The organism is Neisseria macacae ATCC 33926, assembly GCF_022749495.1.
Lineage (GTDB): Bacteria > Pseudomonadota > Gammaproteobacteria > Burkholderiales > Neisseriaceae > Neisseria > Neisseria macacae.
Genome location: NZ_CP094241.1, coordinates 222,139 through 235,601, shown reverse-complemented (window position 1 = coordinate 235,601; position 13,463 = coordinate 222,139). Strand labels below are relative to the sequence as shown.

Sequence of the window (13,463 nt, the reverse complement as noted above, 5' to 3'; positions counted from 1 at the left end):
AAAAGCGGACATCAAGTCTTTTCACGTTCGTCCAGCAGCAAAAACACCATCAGCGACAGCAGCATCAAAACCGTCGTCAACACCATTGCCCGCGCATAATTGTCCTCCCCTGCCCTCCCCAGATACGAATAAATCAAAGTAGTCAGCGTCTGCCATTCCGGGCGCGACAAAAACAGCGTGGCGGCAAATTCGCCGATACAGGTTGCCGCCGCCAAAGTCAGACCGCGTCGCAAAGCAGGTTTCAATAAAGGGGCTGTCACATACAAGGTCGTCTGAAAAGCATTTGCCCCCATACCGCGCGCAGCCGACACATAATCTTCAGGCAAATCGTCCCAAGCCGCCAGCACATCTTTTGCCACAAACGGATACGCCAGCAGCGCATAAGTGGCAACCAACAAAGGCAGCGATGCCGTCCATTGCGGATAAAGCAGCAATATACCGGCGGCAATGCAGACAGGAGAAACCATAAACGGCAAAAACACCAAACCGCGCACCCACGCCACCCGTCGCGCAACTGCCGCATACATCACCCCCAATACAACCGCCGTCAAAACCGCCATCCCCGAAAACCGCAGCGTATTCCATCCCGCCGCCAAAGTTTCCGGTTCCAACAACACGCCCCAAGACCCGCCTGCAGATACCGCCAGAAAAACCACCGCCACCAAAGGCAACAGACAACACAGCAGCAACACCATTAAAGAAAAACCCAGCAAAACACGTTCGCCCAAAGATTGCGGGCGATGAGGCAGCAACGCACGAACCGCCTTATCAGAAGCCGTTTGCCGGCTCAAATACGCATACAGCAGTCCCGCCAATGCCGTCACGCCCAACACCATCCACACCAAAACCGACGCCTGAGTCATATCCAGCTCATACATCACCAACTGATAAATCTCCACCTCGACCGTCGTATAACGGCTACCACCCAGCAACAAAGCCAGTCCGAAACCCGAAAAACAATACAAAAATACCAAACAAGCCCCGCCCGCCAACCAAGGGCGCAACACCGGCCATTCCACAAAACAAAACCGCTGCCAAGCCCCCGCACCCAGCGTCTGCGCCGACTGCAGCCTCGCCTGCGGCACCTGCAAAAATCCCTGATACGCCGCGCGCACCAACACAGGCAAGTTGAAAAAAACATTGCCGTAAAGCAACAAATACGGCGTATCCTGCCAGCCCGCCCACAACACACCGTTTGCCCCGAACAAAGCCAACACACCGACCCCGACCACCAAAGTCGGCATCACAAACGGCAACATCAAAAGCCGCAAAATCACCTCACGCCCGCGAAACGACAACCTCGCCAACGACCACCCCACCGGAATCCCAAGCAGCAAAACCAGCACACAAGTGACCGCCGCCTGAACCACCGTCCAAACCAAGCGATGCTGCATATAATCATCGGCCAATACCAACGACCAAGCCGACCCGTCATAAGCCGCCATCGCCACCAATGGCGCAACCACCATCACCACCAAGAAACCCAAAGGCAACAGCGCAAGCAAAACAGTGGCAGGAAATGAGCGAAACAGTGTTTTCATGGAACGGATAGGCAGGGTTTAAAACAGATATTGTAACGGATACAAAGCAAAGGTCGTCTGAAAAGGCAAATATGATTCATCATGCCGCTTCGCAAATGCTGTATAAGCAATTGAACAAGGCAACCGCCATAAAAAAGGTCGTCCGAAAACTCAAATCTTATTATTCAGACGACCCTAGTTTTATATCCAATCTATGATTACTATGCGCAACCTTCCAAATATGGTAATTCTTCTTTTTTACCAACACTGAAGCTCGTTATTTTTCCATTAGTAATGATGTATTTCACGCCTAAATTACTAGTCCAATAAAATTCAACAGTGTCTTTACTTCCTCCGTAAGGATGTTTTATAACCACCCTACCTTTATTATGATATTTCCGTAATTTACTTGCATTTTCACCAATATGGATACCATGAGGAGATATGAATATCTTATTATTAAATTCTATTTCTACTAGAGTATTGTCTATAAATTTATACGATACACCATTAATATTTTTTCGATGTGCATAAAAGCAACCTTCAATATCTTGCTCATCTTTTATGTAAATTTTAGCATCAAATTTTTTACCAATTTTCTCACCTTTCAAACCATCAAAAAAAACCTGATTAGCTTTAATTGGTTGTGAATATGCAAGATTATCTTTAGTCGGAATATAGACATAAAGATTCATAATTAGTAATAAAATTAAAATTTTATTAAATATCTTGAATTTTTCCATTGTGATTTCCAATATGTAAATGATGATGAGGGATATAGCTTGTCCCTGCAATTGCAGGGACTCCACCTACCGCTCGAGTACCTGTATAAAATGTCCTAAATCCAAATCTTTTAAATACTGCTACCCATTTAGTATTTGCTGTCAAATCAAATATTGAGTCTGTCGTATGTACTTTCTGATGAATCTTAGGTTTTAATCCTTTAGTTAAATATATCAAATCACAGACCTCTCCATTTCTATGAGTTTTGCTTGGTTTCGGACTATGCCCATCACTATGTGCATAGAAATTCCAAGTGAGCAAAACAGTTATTCTAACTGATTCGAAGCAAAGGTCGTCTGAAAACTTTCAGACGACCTTGATAGATGTTGAGCTTCAACCTAATCTACGATTGCTAGTCCTGCAAACAAAAGGGAAAGGATAAGTTGAGTTTCAGACAATCTGATGATATTTAATCAATAACATCATTATTATATTCTAAACGGCATGTTTGTTTTTCTTTATCTCCATCAAACCAAAAACGAAAATAATAGGGAGAATAATCTGGAGCATTACCTAATTCATATTCTGGATTAGGGCTTTCAAAAAGGTAATTTGGAATATTTTTAAATACCTCAATATGGGCAGAAGAACCATCTAATAATTTAATCTCAAACAATTTATTATCAGAAGAAACGTAAACTGCACCAACTTTTTTCATTGAGATAGGATTCTTACTTTTACTACTTAATGAATATGCATTTAATACTAGATATTCTGATTTCAAATCTTGAATATTCATATTTTTTGACTTAATGAGCTGCTGAATTTCTTTGTATGTATCTTTCCAATACTCCAGTTCGTGTATATATCCATCAGATATACTTCTGAATTGAATAGATGTCCTATCTGTAGGATACGTAACATCTTTAACTCTTTTACCTTTTTCATCTTTACATTCAATCCACTCTGCATCCGTAGCATTTAGTAAGTCTAGAATACGATCCTGAGCAAAATCTGAAAGAATATTTTCACTTTTTGTTACTTTATTGATTGGAATTAATAGATTAGTATCAGGCATCTGTTGTCTGTTTTCTAAAACGGTATCAGTACGTTTCTCCTGCGCTCGGTTCTTTTGCCCATCATGTTCAGTCTGAGTACAAGCAATAAAAAATAAAAAACAACAAGATAATGTGATTTGTTTAATTCTCATAATATATCTCTTAGAAATATCAGTTACCCGTTGCAGACCAATGAGGATTATCTCTTCTTTTTTTGGGCGTGATGTCCCAATGAAAAACTTTGTAGGTTTTACCGACTTCGATGATGTCTCTTTTTGATTTAATTACTACTGGTTGACCTGAAGCATTTTTAACCGTTTTACCGATTCCCCATTGCGGGAATAGCTTCATATCTATTGCCTGTCTTTTATTATGATTGGAGCGATAAGGTCTTCCAACAGGATTATCACCTATCCCATAAGCATTTTTCATTTTTTGAGCATTGGCACGGGCTAGCCGAATATTACCACCACACGTCCAATCAATATTAACATCTTCGGCATTTTTTGCCTCTTTATATGACTTAAAAGAAGGCACTGTATTTGGGTTTCCGCCAGCAGCAATAAAGTTTGCATAATACATAAGATACGACCGTTGTGGTGGACGATAGACCGCATTAATGTGAACCGAAACTCCAGCTTCTTTCAATGCCGCCAAAAATGCCTTGAGATTAGATTTAAATGGATCCCTTAAAGCCTCAATTGAATTATCGTTCGGAAATTTTTTAACCCATTCTACCCCACTTGGTAATAGACCCTTTCTTTGCGTTTTATCAGCTTCAGATTTTCTCTCCTCTCCCACCATAGTCAATGGATTCCCGTTCTTCTCAGTATGAGTATTCATCTGCTTGATCGGTTCGGATTGTCTGGGCTTTTCTGGTTGCTTGGATGCCTGTTTGTCTGTCTGTTTGGATGGCTGCTTATGCGGTTTGTTTTGTGCAGTGTTATTTTTTGGCTTCAATACTTGCCCTACAACACTCGAAGCAGCCTGTTTTACCATCTCTGCCACAGCTGTTATTGAATTTGTTCCTAAAGCACTCTGTGCGTTCTGTATTGCTGTCTGATTAACAGTAATCTGCCTAATCGAGACAGATTGCAGACATCGTAAGTGTAAAAGTGGTTTACCTTTATTTCCAAACCCATATACGAAACCGACTAAGGCCTTTACTTTTAAACGACCTTCATGATCAGTTTTTTTGCTTTTTTCTCTTTGCCTATAAAATATACTGAATTCTGTATTGGAAACAGCTTTCCCTTTGGTATCTACAACTGTAATTGTAAATGTGTGCACAGGAAGCGAAACCTTCACTACTGTATCACGTAGACTTTCTGTAACAGTAAAAGAGGTAATTGGTTGCAGTTTTCCTTCTCCTGCCATACAAACCTGAATAGTTTGTCCTATTTCCGCAATAATATTTTCTTTGATTCCTTGTGTATTCGTAATGTATTGTTTGGGCTTTCCTTTGTACACCAAAGTGAATTTCACATTACTTATTGGTTTTTTTGTATCTCCTTCTAAAAGGCTGAGATGGAAGTTGACATCTTTAGACGCATTATTTTCCGCATCTGAAGACGGCTGTTGTGGCTGCTGTTCCATTTCATCTTGTTTTTTAGGCTCAGGAGTGCCTTTTGCAGCCAATGGTGCAGAAACTTTCATATCTGAAGCTATGATCTTATATGGCTGTACCTGATCCGCTTTTTGAGAAATTGTCTCACTTTTACGACCATCAATTTCTAAAATAATTTCAGCGCCGGGATGTCTGACTATAACGGGCAGCTCTCCATCTTTATCAGTTTTATGGGTAACTTCAAATTTGCTATTTAAATGCTTTCCATTATAGGAAGAAAAAATTTTAACCGTCTTATCTTTTAGAACGAGACCATCAGCATCTTGCAGTTTTACCCGGATTTTACGTTTACAACAGGTTTCCAAGTCGTAACCAGCAAATAAATCGAGATATTCGCTGATATGTGTTTTGTTACCATCAAACTCGCTGTGTCGTTTTCCTGTTTTTTTATTAATTTTGTGATTTCCAGGCATATCTAAAAAAGATGCTAAACCACCAGAACCAACTAGGTGACAGCCGGCAATACAGCCTGATTCGGTAATTTCTACCCCTTTAACAATTTTCCCATAGTATTCGTTAAATCCACCTGCCCGTAATCTTTTGCACCATAAGTCAATAGATAAATTAATTGCTGCCATTTGGATTTCACGAGAAGATCTAAATGCTTCTTGTGATACAGCTCCATTTTTCCCTGTCCAGTTTCCCTCTTTTGTCTTATAACCTATATCAATTAGAGCGCCTTCTCCATACTGGAACAAACCAATATATCCTTGCTTATTCTTTACTCGAAGAGATTTACTGTTTACTAAATCATTCTGATTTAAATCAGCAGAACTTTCGCGCCTGGCTAACGCATAGATAAAACCTTTTCTATCAGAAGGATAGGATATGTTAGATACAGCCTTATTTTTTCTCATAATTAATTTCCTAAATAAGCATTCTTAATAATAAATTTAATATTTTCCTAAAACAGTATTTTTAAGTATATTAATTTCCGAATTGGTTGTAATCTTCCAATAAATTATCCTCGACGACTTCTTCTGTCTCAGATATTTCTTCACAATCATGATCTTCTTCATCACAGGCACAACAGTGATCTTCATGTTCTGTTTCATTATCTGGGATTAGTGCCCATTTTTGCTCTTTGGTCAGCTTACCTATCACAGAAATTTCGATTTCATCTTTCGAATCCCCATAAAATCTTGATGTTCTACCTTTTTCATCAAGCGTTTCAATCCGCTCGGAATTCTGACTTCTATTAATGACTTGATAACTGATGCCTGCAGTTAAAAAATCTGGCGTAAATATGCTACTAAAATCAAAACGTCTACTAAACAAACCAGTCTGAGGAAGCAATGGCATTCGTGTATTTATAGCATTTGGCCCCGTCACCTCCAACGGCGCCTTCACTCGCACCAGCTTCGGACTCCCAATCTCCACTTCCCCGTTCGCCAGTTTGATATACGCCCCTTTGCAGGTAATCAGAATCTCTTCCTTCGCCGCTATGGTGATTTTCCCCGCGCTACTGGTTAACGTTGCATCCTTCAGCGCATTCAGCTGCAACTCGTCATTCTGTGCCTGCACTTCCACTTTGCCCTGATTGGCCTGCACCTTGATGCCGCTGCTTTGCGCAAACAGGTTGAGGCTCTCTGCCGCATGGGCGGTCAGGCTTTGGCCGGCGGTGATGTCGGTATGGCTGCCGCTGACGAGGTGGATGTTTTCATTGGCGGTGTGTAATTGGCTTTGTTGTGTCGCGGTAGCAATACCGGCGGGGGCGGTTTGGATCAAACCGGCCTCTTTCAGGTCTTTGAGGGCGTCTTTCAGACGACCCCTTTGGGTTTCTTCATCGGTGTGGTGATTGTTGGCGGTTTGGGCGGCTTTGTTCAGGCTTTTGGCGAGGGAGAGTGCCTGTTCAATCTGCGCGATGGCATCGTCCATATCCAGCACTTTGCCGTTGGCGTCTTGGTTTTGTGCGCTGACGAGTATGCCTTTACCCGCCCGTACGGCGCCCCAGCCGTCGGTTCTGAGTTCGAAGCCTTCGCCGTTCTCTCCGCGTTTCTCCCTACCGCTGTCGACGATGTGGCCGAGGTTGAGTTGGGATTTCTGGTAGTCGGTGGCGAGTTTGATGTGTTCCTGACCTTTTTGGTCTTCCATCCTGAGTTTGTTGTTCGCCCAGGTGCGGATGACGTTCCTTGTGTTCCAATCGGCAGGAATGTGGTCGGGATGGGCGCTGTCGTGCATGACGCCGGAGATATACGGACGGTCGGGGTTGCCTTGGACGAAGGACAGCATGACTTCGGTGCCTTCGTGTAAGGGGAAGTGGATGCCGTATTCGGGACCGGCATAGGGTTTGGCGAGTCGGACGGGACGGCTTTCTCCGCCGGGACTCCATTCGTCCAAATCAAACGGCAGTTTGACGCGGTAGCGTCCCATGTCGTCGATGTAGGCGTAGGTGCAGTTCTCTGCCGCGGTTACCCGTGCGGGCAGTGTGCCGGCGATATGGGGGCGCGGGGTGGTGCGTTCGGGACGGAAGGCGAGTTGGGCGGGTATGGCGGTAAAGGTATGGGTATAGGCGGTATCGCGGCTGCCGCTGTGTTCCATGCTGAGTACCAGCCAGCCGTCGGGGGCTTCGGGGAAGGCGGTATCGGTTTGGAACACTTTCATCGGCGCCATGGAAACGACGTTGCCGCTGCCGTTGGCAACGGTTTGGCGGCAGAGGACGGCTTCGTTCAGCAGGGTCGTCTGAACTTTGGCTTCGTCGGGGGTTTTGGGATGAAGGCCCCAGTTTTGCTGTTTGCCCAATAAGACGGTATTGTCGGCAGATTCTTCGGATTGTTTGTTGTCGGTTTCGGCGAAGAGGTCGGTATCGGCAGTGCGGTAGTTGTAGTCGGCACTGCGTATGCCTTCGACGATGGGGTTGTGGCGGATGCTGAGGTTGAACAGTGCTTCGGTACCGGTGCTTTCCAGTCCGGCATGGGGACGGTAGGAAACGGGCAGGCTTGGGTCGCGGAAGTAGTGTTCGGGACTGTCGCCGAAGACGACTACGTCGCCATGTTGTTCATGCTGTTCGAAGGCATACCAAATGCCTTCTTCCTCACACAGACGGTTGATAAAGGCAAAGTCGCTTTCGAGATACTGGGTCACATACTCGCGGACGGTGTAGCTGCGGCTTTTTTGGAAACGGTAGTCGACACCGGAGAAGCCGTGGTGTTTGAAGACGGCGGCAACGATGTCGGGGACGGTTTGGTTTTGAAACAGTCGGGAGGATTGGAAATGTTTTAAAGCCGCGAAACGCGGCTCTAAAACAAAGCGGTAAACGGTTTCATCCTTGGAGACGGACAGCTTCTCACACGAAGTCACAATGCCCTGCCATTGTTTCGCCGGAGCGTCGTCCGAACCGGCTGAAAAAGCGGCGGCTACTTCGGACAATACGGCCTCCTGCGGACGGATTTCAAACGCTGCGCGCTGGTTGAGGTAGGAAGACAGCGGCAGTGAGGAATCGGTGGAGGTGGCGGTGATTTCGACGCGGTAGGCAGTGTTGGCGGCTTCGGAAGCGGTGAAAGAGCGGACTGAAAGTGACGGAGAGAAACGGGCGAAGGTAAGGTGGTAGGATTGGCGGGCAGTCATGGCGTTGATTTTAAAAATGACAATGAGGTTCGTATGGTAACTTGAATGTCATTGCCGGTAAAGCAAATGGGATAAACGGTAGAAAGGTCGTCTGAATGGAGGTTTTCAGACGACCTTGATAGATGCTTGGTTTTTAGCCTAATCTATACTTGTATAATCTAAGATAACAGAATCATGATAGTAAGCTTTTTAGCCACTCAATGAACCGATCAAACCAACTTCCTTTATTTTCCTTTAAAGATTTCTGTTCAGTTTGGATAGAAACTCTATCTACACATTCACCTCTAATATAATCTTGAACCCTAAAATGACCATTTTGATCTTTTTTAAGGCAAATTGTATCTCCAAAACCAGTGAAATTCGGCTCTATCCTTAATTGTTCATTTTTATTTGGATCAGGACGCAGCCTAATTGCATAAACTTGCCTATCTTCTAATTTTAGATTTGGAAAGTTTGAAGAATTCAACATAATACATTTTTCTTTAGTCGGGTAATTTTCTTCAAATGTTGCCTCATAAAGCATGCTATCCATACTTTCTGAAAAAACTTGAGATATATCTATGAAATACGCACCAATCAAGCCGGTTTTTTCAATATAAAGGCAAGGATTATTATCTATCATCCTGATGCTAACTACACCATCTGCATTAGGGGCTTTGGAAAAAGCATTGCAATTAACTGTAAATAACAAAATTGACAATGCAGAAAATAGTTTTATGTACATAGAAATTCCAAGTAAGCAAAACAGCTATTGTAACGAATACGAAGCAAAGGTCGTCTGAAAATTTTCAGACGACCTTTGTGAAAGTTGGATTTCCACTTCAAACTACGCCTGTTATGTAAATAATGCGGTGTTTTCTTACATCTTTTTTCTTTAGTATTTTTATCCTGATTTAAACCTAAACCAATATACCCGCTAGTCATAGTCGAAAGGTTCGAATTCTTCGTCCAGCCGTTCGCATGAGATGAACCGTTGTTCGGCGGCGCTGGTTTCTTCATCGCTCAACATGAACAATCCGCCCCATTGGTCTTTTTGATAGGGTTTTTGATAGGTTTGTCGGAGGAATTCATATTGTTCGGCGGAGAGGTAGGGTTGGTGGCTTTCCAATTGGGCAAACAGTTGCCTGCGGTAGTCTTCGGGAGAAGTATCTTCTTCGGGGAAATAGTCCGCTTGGGCTTGGAGCAGCCTGCGGAAGATGAAGTCTGCTAAGTTTGCGGCTTCTACTACGCTGAAGTCGTCGTCGTGATACAGGCGTGTGATACATGGTTCGCCTTCTTGGCGGTAATCGAATGCGTAGTAATCGCCATTGCCAGCTCCGGCAAAGGCGATGAGTTTGCCACGGTATTCGGGTTTCAAACTCATCCATTCACTGTCGTCGCATAGCTGTTCGTTGATTCCCTGCAATTCGTCGGCGTGAGGCAGTTCAAATTCCGAGCCGACCAGCAGTAAAGGCGGATATTCGAGCAACTTGGGAAAGGTTTCGCTATACCATTTGCTACCCAATTCGCCCCAGTCCAACATACCGTCGGCAGCGAGGCGTTTGTATAGGTTGGGCAGGGAGATGCCGTATTGTGTTTCGGTTTGGCTGATGAAATCCTGATAATTCATGATGTTTCCTTTGCTAGATTTTGGTTTTGAACTTCATTGAAGCTGCGTTTTCAGACGACCTCTTCCCTTTCTCATTTTACCGTCTGCCGTTTAAATAAGGCCTTGCCTGAAGGATGACGAGTTTGCCGTCTGCGAAAGCCCATTCGATGTCTTGTTCGCCGTTGCCGAAAAGCTGTTTGATTTGCTGTCCTGCTTGGTCGAGGCGGCGGATTTGGTCGTGATTCATGACGTTGCCGCCGGTGATCGGTACTTCCCTGACGCCGCCGTTTTCATCCAGTTGCAGCGCGGTGGTTTCGTTGGAGGAGCTGAGGCGTTGTACGGCGTCGTTGCGGCGGTTGTAAACGGCTTGTTCCGCCACCCGTTTTCCTTCGACCACGCGAATGCCCAGCCCGCGTTTGGCGGCGATGTAGGAAGTGTTTTTCTGCGCGGTATCGTAGGGATTGACGGTAACGAGTACGCCGGAGAGGTCGGCATTGATGCTTTGTTGGACGAAGACGCTCATTTTCACGCTGTCGTGCGGCAGTCCGGCGATGCGGCGGGCTTCGTACGCGCTGTAATTGAAGACGGAAGCCCAAGACTGTTTCACTGCTTCCGCCAGCGCGTTTTCGCCGGTTACGTTCGGCACGGTGGTGTACAGTCCTGCGCCGCTAAAATTCGGTAGGTCTTCGGAATTGGACGAGCTGCGGACGAACACGCCTTTGCTGTTTAATTGGCTGCGCCATTGTTCCGCCCATGTGCGTTTCCATTCGGGCGGGATTTCGGCATCGGTGATTTTTTTCTGCAAGGCGAGCAGGGCGGTGCGGCGTTTGCGGTTGTCGCCGCCGCTTTGCGTTTCGATTTGCGCCAGTGTTGCCGCGTTGATGCCGAGTTTGTCCATCATGGCGCGGTAGTAGGCGAAGGGGATGCAGAATCCGTCGGGGACGTTGCTGTCTGCGATATGGGAGCGGATATGGCCGAGGTTGGCGGCTTTGCTGCCGCAGTAACGGCTGTCTTCACGGCGCAAGTTGGCAAGCGGCCTCAGGCTGTAATCGGAAGTGTCGGGCTGCGGCAGGGAGAGGTCGTCTGAAAAGGTTTTGGCGGCTGTGTTTCGGTTGGTTTGGGCGACCCGGTATTGTTTTGCGTCTGCCTCCAATTCGATACGGCGGCCGATATAGGGGGCGAGGATTTTTTCCGCGTCTTTGAGGTAGATGTTGGGAATGCCCCAGCCGCGCGCCAAGACGTTCACATGCGACAGCGCGGTGGACGGTTTTTCGCTGATGATGCCTGCTACGGGCGGCAACACCAGCGGCACTTCTTTCAAGATGATGATGTCGTCCGCACCGACATCGTAAAGGTCGTCTTCCTGAGTGATGACGCGCAATGTGCCTACCGCTTTCCCCCTGTGCAACGGCAAATAAGGAAAATTCTGTATCAGGCTTTCTTGGGTTACAAAGGGGACTTTGCTTTGCGCAGCAACAGTTTCCTGCCACAGGGAATTGGTTTTGTAGCGCAGCGGGGCGAAGAAACTGTCTTTCAGACGACCTTCTGCCAATTTCAGCAATTCGGGCGTGATTTTGTCGCCTTCCCAAAATTCGTAAACGTATTCTTGAGTGCTGTTCTGCCAACTGATGGTGCCGAACAGGAAGCGGCGGTTCGGGCTGCGGTATTGTTCGAACAATTCTTTGCGCGTCGGCATCGGCTTCAAAATCTCGGCGAGATAGGTTTCGTGCAGGCGGTATTTCGGCGTGTTGATGTAGTCGGTGCGGTTGTTGTCTTCGCGGTCGATAAGGAAGAGGACGTGCGGGATTTCGTATTCGCTGTCTTGTTCGTAAACGCGCGAAAGCAGGTCGAAATCGGCGCGGCTGCGGATGGCGGACAGCGCGGGGGTCTGCGTTTTGACCGGCGTGGCGGCTTGGCGTTTGTCGGACTCAAAATAAGAAGGCTTGCGCGCGGTCGGCGCGGCGGTATCGGCGACTTCGGCATTGGGATGGCAGGCGGCGAGCAGGAGCAATAGTGAGAGGCAGACGCTGGTTTTCATGATAATGGCAACGAGAAAAAAAAACGGATTGTAGCAAGAAAAGGTCGTCTGAAAACCCTGTTCGAGGTGTTTCAGACGACCTTTTTCTTGACCCAACCCTTTCAAACCATCGCTTGATACAACGCAATCATCAGCGGCATGGTAATGACGCACAGCAGCGTCGTGATGCCGTAAATCGCGCTGGCTTTACAGGCGTTCTGACCATAAACCATCGCCATTTGGGTAACGGTGGACGCGGCGGGGCTGACGGTGGCGAGGAAGCTGATGAGGACGACGGTATCGCTGTGTCCGCCCAAATGGGCAATGCCCGAAATTTTGACAAACACTAGCAGAATCAGCGGGATAAGCATCAGACGCAGGAAGGCGACGAGGTAAATCCGTTTGGAGAGGATGATTTCTTTAAGCGGCAGCGAGGCAATCAGCATTCCGGCAACGAGCATGGCGACCGGACCTATCATGCCGCCGACGGTCGCAAGCGTGTTGTCGATGATGTGCGGCAGTTTGATTTGAAAGGCAAACATGAACACGCCGATAAAAATGGATAGGATGTTGATGTTGGTGAGTACGGTTTTCCACGCAAGATTGCCGCGCCCGCAAAGCAGCAGGCGCAAGTGCGTCCAGAAAAGGAACATTTGGACGATGATGAAGCCGCTGGTGTAAATCACCCATTGCGGTCCGAAAATAGACATCACCAGCGGGATGATGAGGTTGCCGGAATTGGTGTAAACCGTGGCGGCGTGTTCGAGCGTGTCGAGCTTGAACAGGATTTTGAAAAGCCTGCCCAGCACAATCAGCAGGATATGGAACACGACCGCCAAGGCGACCGAGAGTTTCAGCCCGTCAATGATGTCGGGCGTGTTCTCGATTTGGAAGGCGTGAATCATTACCGACGGGCTGATGAGGTAGAGCGCGATGACGGAGAGCGTGCGGCTGTGTTCGGAATTCAGAAGCTTGGATTTCACCAACGCCATGCCCATCAGGACAATCAGGGTCAGCTCGGTGATTTTGCCGGCGAGGAGCAGGGCGGTTTCCATGAGTGTGGCACATTTTGGGAAAACGGAAATTTTACGCTTGCGCGCCAGTGCGGACAATGTATTCGGAACACGGTTTCAGACGACCTTTCCGTGTTTGCCGCCGTATTCAAAGGGCAAAGGTCGTCTGAAAACGCCGCTCGGATTTTCAGACGACCTCACGCTCTGCCCTGTTCTCATTTAAAGTTAATCCACTATACGCACAGACACAGCGGGAATGGCAACGCATTGCCCAAGTGGAATGTTGACAATTTTTCACCCGACAACAAGGCGTTTTCAGTATAATACCGCCCGCAAATTTTCCTTTTTTT

11 protein-coding genes are annotated in these 13,463 nt (G+C 46.6%); 1 reads left to right on the top strand and 10 read right to left on the bottom strand.

What is annotated here, in order from left to right:
* Nucleotides 1-11 precede the first annotated feature (11 nt).
* The 10 genes from MON40_RS01145 to MON40_RS01100 all read right to left on the bottom strand — a co-directional run bounded on the left by MON40_RS01145 (nt 12) and on the right by MON40_RS01100 (nt 13,155).
* Nucleotides 12-1,541 carry an ABC transporter permease gene (locus tag MON40_RS01145; protein WP_003780030.1) on the bottom strand — a complete coding sequence of 510 codons (1,530 nt, stop codon included), beginning with the start codon at nt 1,539-1,541 and terminating at the stop codon, nt 12-14.
* 200 nt (nt 1,542-1,741) lie between these two features.
* Complete coding sequence (locus tag MON40_RS01140) at nt 1,742-2,263, bottom strand: hypothetical protein (RefSeq protein ID WP_242925966.1); 522 nt, start codon at nt 2,261-2,263, stop codon at nt 1,742-1,744.
* Nucleotides 2,241-2,564, bottom strand: coding sequence for a hypothetical protein (locus MON40_RS01135; RefSeq protein ID WP_147611996.1), 324 nt, complete (start codon nt 2,562-2,564; stop codon nt 2,241-2,243). Before MON40_RS01135 ends, MON40_RS01140 begins: the two co-directional genes overlap by 23 nt.
* A 148-nt stretch (nt 2,565-2,712) precedes the next feature.
* Entirely contained in the window at nt 2,713-3,453 is a 741-nt protein-coding gene (locus MON40_RS01130) for a hypothetical protein (protein ID WP_003780018.1), read from the bottom strand.
* A gap of 19 nt (nt 3,454-3,472) precedes the next feature.
* Nucleotides 3,473-5,785 (bottom strand): hypothetical protein, encoded by a 2,313-nt coding sequence (locus MON40_RS01125; protein ID WP_003780016.1) that lies wholly within the window; start codon nt 5,783-5,785, stop codon nt 3,473-3,475.
* A 70-nt stretch (nt 5,786-5,855) separates the two neighbouring features.
* Entirely contained in the window at nt 5,856-8,495 is a 2,640-nt protein-coding gene (locus MON40_RS01120) for a type VI secretion system Vgr family protein (protein ID WP_242925965.1), read from the bottom strand.
* A 172-nt stretch (nt 8,496-8,667) separates the two neighbouring features.
* Nucleotides 8,668-9,219, bottom strand: coding sequence for a hypothetical protein (locus MON40_RS01115; RefSeq protein WP_003780011.1), 552 nt, complete (start codon nt 9,217-9,219; stop codon nt 8,668-8,670).
* 192 nt (nt 9,220-9,411) lie between these two features.
* Nucleotides 9,412-10,104 (bottom strand): SMI1/KNR4 family protein, encoded by a 693-nt coding sequence (locus tag MON40_RS01110; protein ID WP_003780009.1) that lies wholly within the window; start codon nt 10,102-10,104, stop codon nt 9,412-9,414.
* A 76-nt stretch (nt 10,105-10,180) separates the two neighbouring features.
* Nucleotides 10,181-12,274, bottom strand: a complete 2,094-nt coding sequence (locus MON40_RS01105; protein WP_242925964.1) for a PEP/pyruvate-binding domain-containing protein — start codon at nt 12,272-12,274, stop codon at nt 10,181-10,183.
* The gene (locus tag MON40_RS01100) at nt 12,223-13,155 is read right to left on the bottom strand and encodes an AEC family transporter (RefSeq protein WP_003780006.1); all 933 of its coding nucleotides are present in this window, start codon (nt 13,153-13,155) and stop codon (nt 12,223-12,225) included. Before MON40_RS01100 ends, MON40_RS01105 begins: the two co-directional genes overlap by 52 nt.
* On the opposite strand from MON40_RS01100, the gene MON40_RS01095 reads away from it, so the two are divergent.
* The gene (locus MON40_RS01095) at nt 13,154-13,336 is read left to right on the top strand and encodes a hypothetical protein (RefSeq protein WP_003758790.1); all 183 of its coding nucleotides are present in this window, start codon (nt 13,154-13,156) and stop codon (nt 13,334-13,336) included. The two genes, MON40_RS01100 and MON40_RS01095, sit on opposite strands and share 2 nt — an antisense overlap.
* The last annotated feature ends 127 nt before the right edge of the window (nt 13,337-13,463 follow it).